Consider the following 17,290-nt stretch of genomic DNA (forward strand, 5'->3'; position numbering starts at 1 on the left):
TCTTTTGTATCTTTCGGCGCGTTGTGCTATAATCATTTTGTACGAAGAAAAAGATAGAATTTTGTGAAATGTGACACAGGACGCGGAGGAGATGGCGATGACCCGTACAGAGGCGATGGAGTATTACACCAAGGCGCAAAAACAGGGCCAGCGGGATTACCGGGAAAAGACCGCTGCGGGTCAATCCCCGTTTTTGCCGGTACTGGATGATATCCTGCAGAATGTGGAGGTGGAGAGCCAGCTGCCGCTGGGGCTGATCGAAGTGCCGCTGGAGCTGGTGATCGGCACCAAGACGGCGGGGCGGACAGCGGCTTTCGCCAGCAATTTCATGCCGCTGCTGGAAGTCAAGACGGAGTTCGGCAACAAGTGGACAAGCCTGTGCATCGCCCACCTGGAGGAGGGCATCCGGGACCCCATCCGCTGCTTTGAATACCTGGGCCGGTTCTACGTCCAGGAGGGCAACAAGCGGGTCAGCGTGCTGAAATTCTTTGATGCCAGCAGCGTGCCGGCCAACGTCACCCGGGTGGTGCCCCGCTACAACGAAACCCCCGAAGTGCGGCTGTATTACGAGTTCATGCGGTACTATCCGCTGATCAAGACCTACGCCCTGCGGTTTACCAAGCCCGGCAGTTTTGCCCGGCTGCAGAAACTGATGGGCAAGGGTCCGGAGGAGGCGTGGAGCAACGACGACCGCGCCGACATTCTCTCGCTGTACAACTGGGTGGGCAAGGCCTTCCAGGCCCACGGCGGCGATCAGCTGCGCTGCACCACCGGCGATGTGCTGCTGCTGTTGCTGCGGCTGTATGCCCGCAAGGAACTGGCCGACAGCACCCCGGCCGAGCTGAGCCAGAAGTTGGATGCCCTGTGGGACGATGTGCTGGCCCTGCAGAACGAGGACCCCGTCACGGTCAGCGACAAGCCGGCGGAACCGGCCAAACCCAAGGAGACGCTGATCGAAAAGATCCTGCCCGGCATCCGCCCGGCGGCGCCCGCCCACCTGAAGGTGGCCTTTGTCCACGAGCGTACGGCGGAGACCAGCGCCTGGACAAGCCAGCACGAGTTCGGCCGCAGCCAGCTGGACACCGTGTTTGAGGGCAAGGTGGAGACCGCTGCCTACTTCAACGCCGTGTCGGGCCAGAACGCCGACGAGCTGGTGGAGCAGGCCATCGCCGAGGGCGCCGACATCGTCTTCACCACCAGCCCCAAACTGGTGGGGGCGTCGCTGCGGGCGGCGGTCAAGCATCCCTCGGTGCGCATCCTCAACTGCTCCATGGAGATGCCCTACGCCAGCATCCGCACCTATTACACCCGTGTGTACGAGGCCAAGTTCATCACCGGCGCCATTGCCGGGGCGATGGCCACAGGGGACCGCATCGGCTATGTGGCGGACTACCCCAGCTTCGGTGTGCCTGCCAACATCAACGCCTTTGCGCTGGGGGCGCGGATGGTCAATCCCCGCGTCAAGGTGGAGCTGTTCTGGACCTGCCTGCCCCAGCAGGAGGACCCGCTGACGGTGTTCACCCGCAAGGGCATCACGGTGGTTTCCGGCCGGGATGCGCCGGTACCGGGGCGTCCGCAGCGGGAGTTCGGCACCTTCCTGATCCGCCCGGGCGGCATGCTGCAGGATCTGGCCACGCCGTTCTGGCACTGGGGCCAGTTCTATGAGAATGTGGTGCGCAGTGTGCTGGACGGTGGCTGGACCCGGGACAAGTCCGGCACCGACGGCCGCGCCGTCAACTACTGGTGGGGAATGAACAGCGGCGTCATGGACGTGCTGCTCAGCCGGGAACTGCCCCAGGATGTGCAGCACCTGGCCCGCATTCTGAGGGAGGGCATCATCTCCGGCATGATCGATCCCTTTGCCTGCCGGATCACGGCCCAGGACGGCAGCAACAAGAACAGCGGGTTCCACGGCATGGATCTGGAGCAGATCGTGCATATGGACTGGCTCTGCGACGCCGTGGAGGGCCATGTGCCGGAGTACGATGAACTGGCGGAAGCCTCCCGTGCGATGTATCGCATGCAGGGCATTCACCGGGATCGCCTGCCGGTGGAGAAGGAGGCCGATCTATGAAGCTGCTGGCTGTAGCGGACGAAGAGTGCAAGGCGCTGTGGGATTACTACACCCCCGACAAGCTGGAAGGGGTGGAGCTGATCGTGGGATGCGGGGATCTGAACCGCCATTACCTGGAGTACCTTGCCACGGTGGTGCCGGTGCCGGTGTTTTACGTGCACGGCAACCACGACGAAAACTATGACAATCAGCCGCCGGGAGGGGCGGTGTGTATCGATGACGATGTGATCGAATACCACGGCCTGCGCATTGCGGGGCTGGGCGGGTCCTGCCGGTACCGCACCGGCGCCTGGCAGTTCACCGAGGCAGAGATGAAGAAGCGGGTCAACCGTCTGCGGGGCAAGATCGAGCGGCACCGCGGCCTGGACGTGCTGGTCACCCATGCGCCGCTGCACGGCTACGGCGACATGAACGATCTGGCCCACCGCGGTTTCACAGTGTTCCGGGACCTGTTGGACCGCTATCATCCGCAGCTGATGCTGCACGGCCATATACATATGAATTACGGAGCCAACATCCAGCGGGAGTACCAGTACGGTTCCACCCGCATTGTAAACTGTTATGAGCGGGTCCGGCTGGATGTGGAACCGGCACCGCCCCGGCCGCAGCATCGGTTGATGTCGCGCCTGTGGCAGAGAGATTTTTAGGGTAAGGAGAAGCACAGTTATGATCAAAATCGCAGTCTTTGGCGCGGGAACCTGGGGAATTGCCCTGGCGCGCCTGTTGGCGGTCAACGGACGGGATGTTACGGTATGGAGTGCCATCCCCGCGGAGCTCAAGTCGCTCAGCACCACCCACCGTCACCCCAACCTGCCCGGCATGGTACTGCCGTCCACGATGCACTACACCGCCGATATCGCCGAGGCCTGCGCCAGCAAGGACATCCTGCTGTTTGCGGTGCCGTCGGTCTTTGTGCGCTCTACGGCCAAAAAGGCGGCGCCCCATATCACCGAAGGCCAGCTGATCGTGGACGTGGCCAAGGGCGTTGAGGACAAGACGCTGATGACGATGAGCGAGATCATCGAGGACGAGCTGGCCAGACAGAAGCGCCATGCCCGTGTGGTGGCGCTGTCCGGTCCCACCCACGCCGAGGAGGTGGCCCGGGACATGCCCACCCTGATCGTGGCGGCCAGCGAGGACGAGGAGGCGGCCAAGGCCGTGCAGAAAGCCTTTTCCACCCCCACCTTCCGGGTCTACACCAACACCGACCGCCGCGGCACCGAGCTGGGCGGCGCGGTGAAGAACGTCATCGCCCTGGCGGTGGGCATTGCCCTGGGCCTGGGCTACGGCGACAACGCCAAGGCGGCGCTGATCACCCGCGGCAACGCGGAACTGTCCCGCCTGGGCATCGCCATGGGCTGCAAGCCCGAGACCTTCATGGGCCTTTCGGGCATGGGCGACCTGATCGTGACCTGCACCAGCATGCACAGCCGCAACCTTCATGCGGGCATGCTGCTGGGCCACGGCAAGTCGGTGGAGGAAGCCAAGACCGAGGTGGGCCAGGTGGTGGAGGGCATCAACGCCCTGCCCGCCGCCTGCCGTCTGGCCAAAAAGTATAAAGTGGAGATGCCCATCGTGCAGAGCGTGGACGCCATTCTGGGCGGCCGTCTGGCGGCCGGCAACGCGCTGGCGGCGCTGATGGGCCGCGACCTCAAGCGGGAGTGAGGTGTCCACCCGTGAAAACAGATATCCGGGCCGCATTCTTTGACATTGACGGCACACTGCTGCCCTTCGGCTGGCAGTCCGTGCCGGATTCCACCCGGCAGGCCCTGGCAGCGCTGCGGGCCGGGGGCATCCGGGTGTTCATGGCCACCGGCCGTCCGCCCATCCATCTGCCGCTGCTGCATGCGCTGGACGGTCTTGTCTTTGACGGCTATGTGACGATGAACGGCCAGTACTGCTACGGCAGCGACGGCACGGTGCTCTACAGCCACGCCATCGATCCGGCCTCGCTGCGCTCGCTGCTGCCCTTCATCAACCGGGAGGGCATCTCGGTGGGCTTTATCGAGAAGGACCGCTCCACCTTCAACCTGATCAACGACCACAGCGCCGAATTCTGTGCCCGGATGCACCAGGGCGTGGGGGATGTGGCAGGGCGCATCGAGGCGGCGCCCGTCTACCAGCTCTGCGCCTTCCTGCCCGAGGACAAGCAGGAGGGATTCCTGCGCAGCTGCCCCGGCTGTGTGGCGGTGCGCTGGAACGAGGATTTCGTGGACATTCTGCCGGCAGGCGGCGGCAAGGTGGAGGGGCTGTCCCATGTGCTGGCAGCCCTTGGATTGACCCGGGAACAGGCCATTGCCTTCGGCGACGGCGGCAACGACGTGGAGATGCTGCGCTGGGCGGGCATCGGTGTGGCGATGGGCAATGCCTGCCCCGAAGCCAGGGAGGCCGCCGACTACATCACCGACGACGTGACCGCCGACGGTCTGGCCAACGGACTGTGCCATTTCGGCCTGCTGTGAGTTCTTTTCCGCATACCGTACCATCCCTCTGCGTAGACTATACGCGGGGGGATTTTTCTATGTCGTCCTATGTACAGCGTCTGCGGGCGCGGCTGGCGTCCTGTCCGGCACCGGATGTGCCCTTTCTGGCCATCCTGCTTATCCTTTTGTGTTACGGCCTGATCATGCTCTTCTCGGCGGGGTACGCGGTGGCCTTCTACCGCCGCGGCGATGCCTACACCTACATCCGGCCCCAGCTGCTCTTTGCGGCGCTGGGGGTGGTGGCCATGTACGGGGCCAGCCTCATCGATTACCATATCTGGCACAAACTGGCCTGGCCCATGCTGGGCCTTTCGCTGGTGCTGCTCACCGTGGTGCTCTTCATGCCGGAGTACAACGGCTGCAAGCGGTGGATCGTGCTGCCCGGCCTGGGCACCCTGCAGCCCAGCGAGATCGCCAAGTTCTCGGTGGTGCTGGTGTTTGCCCACATCATCTCGCTCAACCATGACCGGATGAAGACCTTCTCCACCGGCGTGCTGCCCTTCGGCGTCATCCTGGGCACCGTGGCGGTGCTCATGCTGCTGGAACCCCACCTGTCCGGCACGCTGCTCATCCTCTCCATCGGAGCGGTGCTCATGTTTGTGGGCGGCACCGGGCTCAAATGGTTCGGCATCGCCGGCGGCCTGGGGGTGGGGGCCATCGCGGCGGCGGTCATCGCCCTGCCGGAACTGGTGCCCTACGCCACCGACCGTCTTGTCTCCTGGCGGGACCCCTTTGCCGACCCGCTGGGGGAGGGCCACCAGACCATCCAGAGTCTCTATGCCATCGCCTCGGGGGGCATCGCCGGGCTGGGGCTGGGCAACAGCCGCCAGAAGTATCTCTATGTGCCGGAACCCCAGAACGACTTCATTTTTTCCATCCTCTGCGAGGAGCTGGGCTTCATCGGGGCGGCGCTGGTGGTGGTGCTGTTCCTGCTGCTGCTTCTGCGGGGTATCTCCATCGCCGTGCGTGCCCGGGATAAATTCGGCGCCCTGCTGGTGGTGGGCTTTGTGGTGCAGGTGGTGCTCCAGGCCATCCTCAACATCGCGGTGGTGACCAACACCATCCCCAACACCGGCATCAGCCTGCCCTTCTTCTCGTCGGGCGGCACCAGCCTGATGATGCTGCTGGGGGAGATGGGCATCGTGCTGTCGGTCTCCCGGCAGGCGGATCTGGTGTAAACTGCCAGCAAATTACGACAAAATTTCACAGGGTCACGGTTGAATCCCGTGGCCTTTTGCCGTATAATGAATCAGTATTTCTAGGAGAATGGGGTGAGGCTGTGCCGGAAACGCAAAACCGTAAACCGCCCTTTGCGCTGCGGGCGCTGGCGGTCTTCGGCGTGACGATGGTGCTTCTGTTTGTGCTGCTGCTGGGTGCCTGTGCGCTGCCCGGCGGGCCGGTGCGAACCCACCTGACCGATTCGGCGGCCACCATCGTGGAGGAGGGGCTGTATCCCTCCTATTTCGGATTCAAACTCTTCCAGATGGACAACTACACCGACACCCTCATGCTGATGGAGGCGGCATCCGCCGACGAGAGCGACCCCCTCACCGCCATGATGACCAACACCGCCTACAACGTGGACAATTTCGAGACGCTGGGGCAGGATCTGGCCACCTACCTGGAGGCCCGCGCGGCGGGCAAGACCGGGGAACAGGCGGGGCTGGAGCCTTTCTCCTATGCGCGGTACTGGCACGGGTATCTGATCTGGCTGCGGCCGCTGCTCTGCCTGATGCCCTACAGCGGGGTGCGGGTGGTGCAGTACCTGGTGCTGGCCGGGCTGTTCGCCGCGGTGCTGGTGCTGCTGCGCCGCCGCGCCGGTGTGTGGGCGGCCGTCTGGTTTGCGGTGAGCCAGCTGCTGGTGACGGTCTTCTGGGTGCCCCACCAGATTCAGTATTTCACCTGTTTTGCGGTGGCCTATGCGGGCTGTGCCTGGGTATTGGCCAGGCCCCGCCGCAGCGATACACTCTGCCTGGGGCTGGTGGCCCTGGGTGCGGTGACGGCCTTCTGTGACCTGCTGGTGACCCCCATCCTGACGCTGGGGCTGCCGCTGACCTGCTGGCTGCTGGAACCCCGGCAGCGGCTGCGCGCGGGCGGAGCCCAGTGCGCGCTGGCGGTGGGCGGTGCCCTCAGCTGGGGCGCGGGCTACGGCGTCTGCTGGGGCCTCAAGTGGGTGCTGGCAGGTCTCGTGACGGGCCAGAACATCGTGGCCGACGCGCTGCACCAGATCGGTGTGCGCACGGCCGCCGATACCTGGCACGGCATGGAACTGACCTGGGGCAATATCCTGCAGTTTGTCTATTCCACCCTGGCGGACCGGGGACTGTTCTGGCCGCTGGTGGTGCTGGCGGTGCTGGCCGTAGCGCTCTTTGCGGGCAGCCTGCGCAGCCGTGCTGCCCTGGTGCGGGCGCTGCCGCTGGCGCTGACGGCGGTGATGCCGCTGGTCTGGTTTGCGGTGTTGCGCACCCACAGCATCCAGCACGGTTGGTTTACCTGGCGCGCGCTGGGGCTGACCCTCTTTGCGGGGATGGCCTTCTTGTATTTTGCCTGTGATCTGCGCCTGGCGGCGCGGCGTTTGATGCGAAAAAAGGAAAGTATATGAAAACGACGGAAGAAAAACCGAAAACCGAAACGGCCGAAAAGACGCGCAAAAAACTGCCGCGCTGGGCCAGAATTGTCCTGGCAGTGGTGGTGGTGCTGGCCGTGCTGGCGGGGGCCGCGGCGCTCTACATCAACGGCAAGCTGGATCTGCTGCGCTACGACGACGGCAGTGTGGACAGCATGGGAACCATCGATGCCAGCGAGGACCAGGACCTGGATGCCAGCGGCCTGGTACATAACAGCGACGAGATGGAGATGCCCGAGGGCAGTCCCTTCGCCGATGAAAACGTGCTGAACATCCTGCTCATCGGCACCGATGAGCGCACCGAGGCGGTGAACGATGCCGATGCCTTCACCCACCTGAACCAGCTGGACGGCACCGAGGACACCACCGAGTTCAGCGACGATGCCCGCGCGGATGCCATGATCCTGGTATCGCTGAACATCAGCGACCACACCATCCGGCTGGCCTCCATCGAGCGTGCCACCGGCGTGCCCATCCTGCTGGACGGCTACGAGGGCCAGTACGACTGGATCACCCACACCTTCCGCTACGGCGGCGCCAAGCTGACGATGGACACGGTGGAGGACTGCTTCAACGTGCAGGTGGACCACTATGTGCGGGTCAACTTCAACTCCTTCGTGCAGATCGTCGACGCGGTGGGCGGCGTGGATATCGAGATCACCGACCTGGAGGCCAAGGCCCTGAACTGGGAAGTGCCCTCCAACTCGATGCTCATCGTCAACAAGGTGGAGCCGGGCCTCAACCATTTCGACGGCTACACGGCGCTGCAGTATGCCCGGCTGCGCAAGATCGACAGCGACTGGAAGCGCATCGAGCGCCAGCGCACCGTGATCAGCGCCGTGCTGGATCAGGTGAAGAACGCCAGCGTGACGGAACTGGATAACCTGCTGAACACCGTGCTGCCGCTGGTCCAGACCAACTTTACCAAGTCGGAGATCGCCGCGCTGCTGGTACAGCTGCCCGGCTTCCTGGGGGCCGATGTGGAGCAGCTTTCCATGCCGCTGCAGGGTACTTACGGCGTGCGCACCGGCATGGACGACCGCCTGATGTATGACCCCGACTGGGCGGTGAACATCAAGGCGCTGCAGGATTTCCTGTACAACGGCAAGACCGCCGACGAGGTCATTGCGGCCACGCCGGAGACGGCCGCCGCCGAGGCCGACAAGAGGGAAGACCAGGCGGACAGCGACGAGGAAACCGAATCCAGTTCAGCCTGGGACCGGGAGACCGATCCCTCGGAGGAATACATCCGCCAGAATCTGCATACGGTGGATCTGGCCTATCCCCTCAGCGACAGCGATTTCGGCAGCAGTGACTACCGGCTGTTCCTGGCATCCCTGGGCGGCAGCCGGGACATTGATGTGCAGAATACCCTGGTGGATTACCTGGCCGCCCAGGGCGTGCAGGTGATGGCCGTGCCGGGCGGTGCGGCCGCGGGCATGCTGCTGGACAATTACCTGCAGACCGGCGACGGCGTATCGCTGAGCCGGTATCTGGCCACCCTGCCCGCCGACCAGCGGGCAGAGGCGCGGCTGCTCTGGCAGGAAATCTACAGCCGCTATCCCGGCGCGCTCCATGCGGCCGGAACGGGGGATGATCTGTCCCAGACGGCAGTGGGCTTTGCTGTGCAGATGCTCATCCGGCGTGGGGTGGGCACTCCGTCGGAGGAGCTGGAAAACGCCGTGCAGGGCATGCAGAGTGCCAACGCCCGCACGGTGACCTACTGGTTCCGACAGGCCATGGAGGAGCAGCCCGACGCCATGGCAGACTTTCTGGGCGAGGAAGACTATGCCGTGGCCCAGCGTCTTTATAATGGCCTGACGGGCAGCCTGGAAAACGGCGACGAACAGGTGACGGAAGACCTGCGTCAGCTGCTGGAGGACTATCCCGAAGACCGCATTCTGGCCTTTGTGGAGGGCGACGCCGCCCTGCAGAGCGGGGACAGTGTGGCCGCCCGGCTGCAGCAGACGCTGGATGCAGACGACGAGAAGGTCTGCTCCATCGGTGTGCTCTACGGCAAGTGGCGCAACGATACCACCTTTGCCTCGGAGGAAGCGGGGCTCTGGAACGACGAAGGACTGGGCGAATGGCTGGGCGAGTATGTGACGCCGGGCAAGGACCTGCTGCTGGCCCTGGATGGAGAGGACTGCCCCTTTGACGACGGGGATACCTCGCTGCTGCAGGATACCAGCGCCCAGGCTACCCAGGTGGCCCAGAAGCTGCTGATCCTGAATCCCGACAACAAGGTGAGCACCGCCACCCCGGAGGACGCCGACGCAGCCCTGTAAACTTTTTTGCCCAAAAGCGTTGACAAACGCGCGCCATTGTGGTATAAATGCTTCAAACCAGTGAAGCGAAAGTAAAACTGCAAGCGCAGCCACAGAGAGTCCCCGGCGCTGGAAAGGGGATGCAGAGCGGTGCAGTATAATGGTTCGCGGAGGGCACGGGGAAAAGGCAAAGCCTGAGTATCCGTTGACGGGCGCTCCCGTTACAGAGCAGGGGAATGTTGGTTCCCTACAGAGTGGCCATGCACCGCATGGCAAGCAAGGTGGCACCACAGATTTTTATCTGCCCTTGCACGGAAGGAATCCTTCTGTGCAAGGGCAGTTTTGTTTTTGCACAGGCATTTGAGGAGCGTGCAACGATGAAAACGATCTTACTGAAAGAACGATGGCGACCCTTTTCGGCCGAATGTTGAAAACCATCTGAATTGCTTGAAAAGGAGATACCCCATGAAAAAGTTTGTTGCTGTTCTGTCCGCCGCCGCCATGATGACCAGCCTGGCCGCCTGTGGCGCCACCGCCGATACCACCTCCGCTTCCTCCTCCGCTTCGGAGTCTTCTTCCTCCAGCACCGCCACCGCGGAGGCCACCTCCGGCGACGGCTACAAGATCGCCATTGTCCAGCAGATGGACCACGCCAGTCTGGACCAGATCCGCACGGCCATCGAGGCGGAACTGGACGCCAAGGCTGCCGAGAAGGGCATCACCATCGAGTACAAGGACTTCAACGGCCAGAACGATGCCACCACCCTGAACCAGATCGGTACCCAGGTGGTTTCGGACGGCTACGATGCAGTCATTCCCATCGCCACACTGGCCGCCCAGTGCATGGCCACGGCCTGCGAATCCACCAAGACGCCGGTGATCTACGCCGCCATCTCGGACCCGGCGGCCGCCGACCTCACCGACATCGATTACGTCACCGGCACCTCCGATGCGCTGAACACCAAGTCCATCCTGGACATGATGCTGGCCGTCCAGCCCGATGTCAAGACGGTGGGCCTGCTCTACTCCAACTCGGAAGCGAACTCCCAGACCCCCATCGCCGAAGCCAAGGAATACCTGGATTCCAAGGGTATCTCCTACATCGAGAAGACCGGCAACACTAACGATGAGATCCTCACGGCGGCGGCCAGCATGGTAGGCCAGGTGGACGCCGTCTTCACCCCCACCGACAATGTGGTCATGGCCGCGGCGGCTGCTGTCTCCGAGACGCTGACCGAGGGCGGCATCCCCTTCTACACCGGTGCTGACAGCTTCGTCACGGCGGGTGCCTTCGCCACCTGTGGCGTCAACTACACCGACCTGGGCACCTACACCGCCGACATGGCGCTGGATGTGCTGGAAACCGGCACGGTGCCGGAATACCACGTGATGGACGGCGGCATCATCACCGTCAACACCGAGACCGCCCAGGCGCTGGGCATTGACTACAGCCCCTTCAAGGAGCTGGCCGGCCAGGTGGTGGAAGTGACCACCAGCGCCGAATAATCTGACTTTGCAAAGAGAAAGGGACGCCCGACCGTCCTTTTCTCTTTTGCGCTGAATTCCCACACAAAGGAGCGTTCGTCCCATGTTTACCGTTGCCACCGTGCTCAGTGCACTGGAACTTGGCTTTATCTACGCGCTGGTTGCCATGGCGCTGTTTCTGAGCTTCCGCGTGCTCAACATCGCCGATATGACCACCGACGGCGCCTTCACGCTGGGGTGTGCGGTGTCCGCCACCGCCGCCGTGGCAGGGCATCCCTTCCTCGCCCTGCCGCTGGCCATGCTGTCCGGCGCGGTGGCCGGATATGTCACCGCCTTCCTTCAGACCCGGCTGGCCGTGCCCTCCATTCTGGCCGGCATCATCACCAACACCGGGCTGTACACCGTGAATCTGGCGGTGATGGGCTTCTCCTCCAATGTTCCCATGCTCAAGACCGAGACCATCTTCACCGCCGCCCAGGCCCTGCTGGGGGAAAACGCCCCCTACAAACTGGTGGTGGCGGCCCTCATCACGGTGGTGGTCTGCGTGCTGCTCATCCTCTTCCTGGGCACCCGGCTGGGCCTTTCCATCCGTGCCACCGGTGACAACCCCGACATGGTCCGCGCTTCCTCCATCAACACCACCTTCACCATCACGGTGGGGCTCTGCATCGCCAATGCCATGACGGCCCTCTCGGGCGCCGTGCTGGCCCAGTACCAGAAATCCGCCGACATCAACCTGGGCACCGGCATGGTGGTCATCGGGCTGGCGTCGCTGATCATCGGCGAGACCCTCTTTGGCCGGGGCGGCATGTGGACCAAGGCTGTGGCGGCTGTGGCCGGCAGCGTGATCTACCGTTTCATCATTGCCATTGCCCTGCGGGCCAACGTCCCGTCGGAATGCCTCAAACTGATTTCCGCCGTCATCGTGGCGCTGGCCATTGCGGCGCCCGCCTTGCAGGCGCGGGCCGCCTTCCGGCGCCGCCGCGCCCAGGCCGAGAAGGGAGGTGCCACCCGTGCTTGATCTGAAACATGTGAGCAAGACTTTCAACCCCGGCACCGTCAACGAGAAGGTGGCGCTGAAAGGAATCGACCTCCATCTGGAGGAGGGAGATTTCGCCACCATCGTGGGTTCCAACGGCGCGGGCAAATCCACCCTGTTCAATGCCATCGCCGGTGAGTTCATCGCCGACACCGGCACCATCACGCTGGCCGGGCAGGACATCACCATGATGCCGGATTACCGCCGCTCCAAGGTCATCGGCCGGATGTTCCAGGATCCTCTCAAGGGGACGGCCCCCCACATGACCATCGAGGAAAACCTGGCGCTGGCCTTTTTGCGGGCCTCCCACCAGACCTCGCCTTTCTCCCGCATCAGCAAGGCGGACCGGGCCCTCTTTGCGGAGAAGCTCTCGGCCCTGGGCCTGGGCCTGGAGGACCGAATGAAACAGCCGGTGGGGCTGCTCTCGGGTGGACAGCGCCAGGCGCTGACCCTGCTGATGGCCACCCTGGTGACGCCCAAACTGCTGCTGCTGGATGAACACACGGCGGCCCTGGACCCGGCCACCGCCGAGAAGGTGCTGGATCTGACCAAGAAGATCGTGTCGGAAAACCACATCACCTGCCTGATGATCACCCACAACATGCACGACGCCCTGACGCTGGGCAACCGCACTCTGATGATGGACCACGGCCGCATTGTGCTGGACGTGGGCGGGGAAGAGCGCACCCACATGACGGTGCCGGGACTGCTGGATCGGTTCGCCCGGAATGTGGGCCACCAGCTGGACAACGACCGCATCCTGCTGAGCAAGGAAGAATAAAGAAGAAGAGCCATCCCGTGAGGGATGGCTCTTTTGTTGTTTATGAAACAGGCTGCCCGGTCCAGCCGTCGCTCTGGGCGGAACTGCCGTCGGGGTACAGCCACAGGGCCTCGTACCCGGGAACGCCCGTCAGCACGGTGCGGCCGGCGTCTTCCGGCAGACAGAACAGGGCGGTGGAAAGGGCATCGCCGGTGCCGCCGCCTCCCGCAGGGGAGAGGATGGCCACGCTGTTGCAGTACCGTGCCGGGTAGCCGGTGGTCAGATCGATCAGGTGGGAGTACCGCACGCCCTCATACTCGAAGTAGCGCTGGTAGTCCCCGCTGACGATCAGACTGTACCCGTCGGGCAGGGTCACCGTCTGGACATAGGCGGGATCACTGCCCCAGGGGTTCTCCACCCCCACGGTCCAGGTGCCCTCGCCGTTGGCCTTTTCTCCGATGGCACGCAGATTGCCGCCGATGTTCAGCAGGGCGCTGTCCAGCCCTCGGGCCTGGGCGGCTTCCGCGGCTTTCTCCACCGCATAGCCCTTGCCCACGGCACCCACGTCCAGGCTCATGGCGGCGTCCGCAAAATAAACGGTATGGGTGTCGGCGTCCAGCTGCAGGTTGGCAATGTCGATATGGTCCAGCGCCTGCTGGATCAGGGTGTCCTCCGGCGGGACCGGGTTGTCGCTCTCCCGGGCGCCGTGCCAGAGGGAGAGTACCGCTCCCGCGGCAATGTTGGTGGCGCCGTCCGTCTCGGGGTAGATGGTGTTGTCGCACCAGTCCAGAAAGGCGTAGAGGTCATCCTCCACCGCCACCGGCGCGGCGGCCGCCCCGGCGTTGACATCGTACAGGTTCACCATGCCGTCATAGTGGTTGTAAATGTCGAACAGCTGGTGGTAGTGCAGCAGATCGGCGTGGAGGGCCTCCATCTGTTTATCCCATTCGGCCTGGCTGCGGGCGTACCCCTTGACCACCGAGACGGTGTCGAAGAGATCAAACCAGGTAGTGGTGTAAAGGGTACGGCGGTGCAGCGCGCTGGTGATGACGATGGCGGCCACCAGCAGGGCGGCGGCCAGGGCCAGGCCGATGCGGGGCAGACGGGAACTCATGCGTTGCCGCCTTCTGCCACCGCCTCGTGCTCCCGGTTCAGTTCCAGCAGCAGGGCGGACAGCGTCCAGCCCTTGCTGGTGGGGGTCACCATGGCGCGCAGCGGCAGGTCGGCGCCGCTCTCCCGGACCAGGTCGATGAACCGGCCCAGCTCGCCGGTCTGGTGGCTCAGCCCGCTGATGATGATCGCCGGGCGTTCCGGCACGGCTGCCAGCGGTGCAAAGGCGGGGGCGGGCTTGCCGGCGCAGAGGTCGCCTACGATGCCGCCCAGCTCGCCGTTGCCCACCGTACGCAGCGTTACACCGCAGCGGCGGGCGGCCCGCTCCACGGCGTCGTAGCCGGCGCTGGAGGCGTCAAACCGCCACAGCAGCGCACAGCGGGGTTCGCGGATAATATGTGCTTTCATAACAATTTCCTCGTGTTGAAAAAAGCGCGCCGTCTTGCGGCGGCGCGCTGAACAATAGGTCTTACAGGTCGGGGTGGTATTCCTTGCAGGTGCACTTCTTCCACTTCAGACCGCTGCCGCAGGGGCAGGGATCGTTGCGGCCGATCTTGGTCACCCGCACCGGCGCCGCACCCTTGGTGCCGGCCTTGACGGGAGCGCCTTCGCCGGTGGGCTTGGCAACCTGTTCCCGGTGGGGCTGGGCGTTCTGCTGGCGGATCTCGATGGTCAGCAGCATGTGGACGGCGTCCTCCCGGATGGAGGCGATCATCTCGTCGAACATGGCAAAGCCCTCGATGCGGTACTCCACCACCGGGTCGTGCTGACCGTAACCGCGCAGGCCCATGCCCTGTTTGAGCTGGTCCATGTTGTCGATGTGTTCCATCCACTTGGAGTCCACATTGCGCAGCAGGCAGATGCGTTCCAGTTCCCGCATGGTGGCGGAACCGTACTTCTTCTCCTTGGCGGTCAGGATATCCATGCCCCGCTTGTACAGCTCGTCGGCAATGCTCTCGCGGCTGATCTCGCTGAGCTGGTCGGTGGTGTAGTTGAAGTCGGTGGGCAGGCAGAGCCAGTTCATGAAATGACGGCGCAGACCGGCAAAATCCCAGTCGTCGGCGGTGTCGCCGTTGAGGTAGTTGGCGCAGGCATCGTCGATGGACTGGCGCATCATCTCGTGCAGCTTGTCGGAGATATCCTCCCCATCCAGCACCATCTGGCGCTGCTTGTAGATGATCTCGCGCTGCTGGTTCATCACGTCGTCGTACTGCAGCACCTGCTTACGGATGGCAAAGTTGGAGGCTTCCAGTTTCTTCTGGGCGCTCTCGATGGTGCTGGTGATGAGCTTGTTCTCAATGGGCACATCTTCCTCAAGGCCCAGGGTATCCATCAGGTTCTGCACCCGCTCGCCGCCGAAGATGCGCATCAGGTCATCCTCCAGGCTCAGGAAGAACCGGGAAGCGCCGGGGTCGCCCTGACGGCCGGCACGGCCGCGCAGCTGGTTGTCGATACGGCGGCTCTCGTGGCGCTCGGTGCCGATGATGAACAGACCGCCGGCTTCCCGCACGGCCTCGGCCTCCCGCTTGACCTCCGGCTCAAACTGGGCGCACAGCTCGTCAAACCGCTTGCGGGCGGCCAGCACCTCGGTGTCCTCGGTATCGGCGTGGCCGTCGCACTCGGTGAGCAGCATCTCCAGCTTGGCGTCGATGTCCGCTTCCGGCGGGGTGGGCAGCTCGGTGCCGGTGGCCTTGGCGCGGGCTTTGGCGTGCTCGTACTCGTCCTTGCGCTGGTCCAGATCCTTGGTCAGCTCTTTGGTCAGTTCCTTCTTCAGGGCAGCCTTGGCCATGTAGGTCACGTTGCCGCCCAGCATGATATCGGTACCACGGCCGGCCATGTTGGTGGCGATGGTCACAGCGCCCTGCTTGCCGGCCTGGGCTACGATCTCGGCCTCGCGCTCATGCTGCTTGGCGTTCAGCACGTTGTGCTCGATGCCGCGCTTTTTCAGCAGCTTGGACAATGCCTCGCTCTTCTCCACGCTGACGGTGCCCACCAGCACGGGCTGGCCCTTGGCGTGGCACTCCGCCACCTGCTCGATGACCGCGTTGTACTTGCCGTTGACGGTCTTGTAGACGCTGTCCGGCAGGTCCTTGCGGGCGCGGGGCTTGTTGGTGGGAATGGTGACGATCTGCAGACCGTAGATCTCGCTGAACTCGTCCGCCTCGGTGGAAGCCGTACCGGTCATGCCGGCCAGCTTGTCGTACATGCGGAAGTAGTTCTGGAAGGTGACGGTGGCCAGCGTCTTGCTCTCGGCCGCCACGTTGACGCCTTCCTTGGCCTCGATGGCCTGGTGCAGACCGTCGTTGAACCGGCGGCCGTACATCAGACGCCCGGTGAACTCGTCGACGATGATGACCTCGCCGTCCTTGACGATGTAGTCGGTATCCCGGTGCATGACGCCCCGGGCCTTGATGGCGCCGTCAATGTAGTGGCGCAGCGCCATGTTGTCGGCGTCGGCCAGGTTCTCCACGCCGAAGTAGGCTTCCGCCTTCGCCACGCCGGACTCGGTCAGGGTGGCGGTCTTGCGCTTCTCGTCCACCACGTAGTCGCCGTCCACCTGTTCCTCGGCGGCCACCTTGTCGTCCAGTTCCACGATGACGCTCTTCTTCAGCGTCTTGGCAAAGTCGTCGGCACGCTTGTACATGGCGCTGGAATCCTCGCCCTTGCCGCTGATGATCAGCGGGGTACGGGCCTCGTCGATGAGGATGGAGTCCACCTCGTCCACGATGGCGTAGGCGTGACCGCGCTGAACCATGTTGGCCTTGTAGACCACCATGTTGTCCCGCAGATAGTCGAAGCCGAACTCGTTGTTGGTGCCGTAGGTGACATCCGCCTCGTAGGCCTTCTTGCGGTCGGCGGGGGCCACACTGTGGACCACCAGACCCACGGTCAGGCCCAGGAAGCGGTAGACCTTGCCCATCCACTCGCTGTCGCGGCGGGCCAGGTAATCGTTGACGGTGACCACGTGGACGCCCTTGCCGGTCAGGGCATTGAGGTAGACCGGCATGGTGGCCACCAGCGTTTTGCCTTCACCGGTCTGCATCTCGGCGATGCAGGCGCGATGCAGCACGATGCCGCCGATGATCTGTACCGGGTAGGGCTTGAGGCCCAACACACGCCAGTCCGCCTCGCGGCAGACGGCGAAAGCTTCGGGCAGCAGATCGTCCAGCGTTTCGCCTTTGGCCAGACGGTCCTTGAATTCGGTGGTCTTGGCCTGCAGCTGCTCATCGGTCAGTTTCTGCATCTCCGGCTCCAGCGACAGCACCTTGTCTGCCAAGGGCTTGATGCGCTTGAGCTCTTTGTCGGAAAAAGAACCGAACAGTTTTTCAAAAAAAGACATAGGAAAACCCCTGTATTTCCGCCGCTTTCAGGCGCGGCAATCTAGTATTACACACTCCAATATAATACACCCGCACAGGGGATGCTGTCAAACCTGTGCGGGTGTA

Annotated in this window: 13 protein-coding genes; 10 read left to right on the forward strand and 3 right to left on the reverse strand. The window is 63.6% G+C overall.

All coding sequences use genetic code 11. From position 1 onward, the window contains the following. The first annotated feature begins 91 nt into the window (after nucleotides 1-91). The 10 genes from ABGT73_RS02425 (at nucleotide 92) to ABGT73_RS02470 (ending at nucleotide 12,755) form a co-directional block, all read left to right on the forward strand. Nucleotides 92-2,074: a BMP family ABC transporter substrate-binding protein gene (locus ABGT73_RS02425; protein WP_346668249.1), complete on the forward strand. Its 1,983-nt coding sequence runs from the start codon at nucleotides 92-94 to the stop codon at nucleotides 2,072-2,074. Beyond that, nucleotides 2,071-2,721, forward strand: a complete 651-nt coding sequence (locus ABGT73_RS02430; protein ID WP_346668250.1) for a metallophosphoesterase — start codon at nucleotides 2,071-2,073, stop codon at nucleotides 2,719-2,721. Before ABGT73_RS02425 ends, ABGT73_RS02430 begins: the two co-directional genes overlap by 4 nt. 19 nt (nucleotides 2,722-2,740) lie before the next feature. Beyond that, on the forward strand, nucleotides 2,741-3,739 hold the full coding sequence (locus tag ABGT73_RS02435; protein WP_346668251.1) for an NAD(P)H-dependent glycerol-3-phosphate dehydrogenase: 999 nt from the start codon (nucleotides 2,741-2,743) through the stop codon (nucleotides 3,737-3,739). A gap of 11 nt (nucleotides 3,740-3,750) precedes the next feature. Continuing rightward, nucleotides 3,751-4,536, forward strand: a complete 786-nt coding sequence (locus ABGT73_RS02440; RefSeq protein ID WP_346668252.1) for a Cof-type HAD-IIB family hydrolase — start codon at nucleotides 3,751-3,753, stop codon at nucleotides 4,534-4,536. A gap of 59 nt (nucleotides 4,537-4,595) precedes the next feature. Then, the gene (locus tag ABGT73_RS02445; RefSeq protein ID WP_346668253.1) at nucleotides 4,596-5,735 is read left to right on the forward strand and encodes a putative peptidoglycan glycosyltransferase FtsW; all 1,140 of its coding nucleotides are present in this window, start codon (nucleotides 4,596-4,598) and stop codon (nucleotides 5,733-5,735) included. A 101-nt stretch (nucleotides 5,736-5,836) separates the two neighbouring features. Next, complete coding sequence (locus ABGT73_RS02450) at nucleotides 5,837-7,159, forward strand: hypothetical protein (RefSeq protein ID WP_346668254.1); 1,323 nt, start codon at nucleotides 5,837-5,839, stop codon at nucleotides 7,157-7,159. After that, nucleotides 7,156-9,471 (forward strand): LCP family protein, encoded by a 2,316-nt coding sequence (locus ABGT73_RS02455; protein ID WP_346668255.1) that lies wholly within the window; start codon nucleotides 7,156-7,158, stop codon nucleotides 9,469-9,471. Before ABGT73_RS02450 ends, ABGT73_RS02455 begins: the two co-directional genes overlap by 4 nt. A 444-nt stretch (nucleotides 9,472-9,915) precedes the next feature. After that, nucleotides 9,916-10,956 (forward strand): ABC transporter substrate-binding protein, encoded by a 1,041-nt coding sequence (locus ABGT73_RS02460; protein WP_346668256.1) that lies wholly within the window; start codon nucleotides 9,916-9,918, stop codon nucleotides 10,954-10,956. An 82-nt stretch (nucleotides 10,957-11,038) separates the two neighbouring features. Further along, nucleotides 11,039-11,956, forward strand: coding sequence for an ABC transporter permease subunit (locus tag ABGT73_RS02465; RefSeq protein WP_346668257.1), 918 nt, complete (start codon nucleotides 11,039-11,041; stop codon nucleotides 11,954-11,956). After that, a complete protein-coding gene (locus ABGT73_RS02470; RefSeq protein WP_346668258.1) occupies nucleotides 11,949-12,755 on the forward strand; it encodes an ATP-binding cassette domain-containing protein in 807 nt (268 codons plus the stop codon). Before ABGT73_RS02465 ends, ABGT73_RS02470 begins: the two co-directional genes overlap by 8 nt. A gap of 40 nt (nucleotides 12,756-12,795) precedes the next feature. On the opposite strand, the gene ABGT73_RS02475 is transcribed toward ABGT73_RS02470, so the two are convergent. The 3 genes from ABGT73_RS02475 to secA form a co-directional block, all read right to left on the reverse strand. Further along, complete coding sequence (locus ABGT73_RS02475) at nucleotides 12,796-13,848, reverse strand: FAD:protein FMN transferase (RefSeq protein WP_346668259.1); 1,053 nt, start codon at nucleotides 13,846-13,848, stop codon at nucleotides 12,796-12,798. Then, entirely contained in the window at nucleotides 13,845-14,252 is a 408-nt protein-coding gene (locus ABGT73_RS02480) for a DUF3783 domain-containing protein (RefSeq protein WP_346668260.1), read from the reverse strand. Before ABGT73_RS02480 ends, ABGT73_RS02475 begins: the two co-directional genes overlap by 4 nt. A 61-nt stretch (nucleotides 14,253-14,313) precedes the next feature. Then, nucleotides 14,314-17,184 (reverse strand): preprotein translocase subunit SecA, encoded by a 2,871-nt coding sequence (secA, locus tag ABGT73_RS02485; RefSeq protein WP_346668261.1) that lies wholly within the window; start codon nucleotides 17,182-17,184, stop codon nucleotides 14,314-14,316. Nucleotides 17,185-17,290 lie beyond the last annotated feature (106 nt).

The organism is uncultured Subdoligranulum sp. (assembly GCF_963931595.1).
Classification (GTDB): Bacteria; Bacillota; Clostridia; order Oscillospirales; family Ruminococcaceae; genus Gemmiger.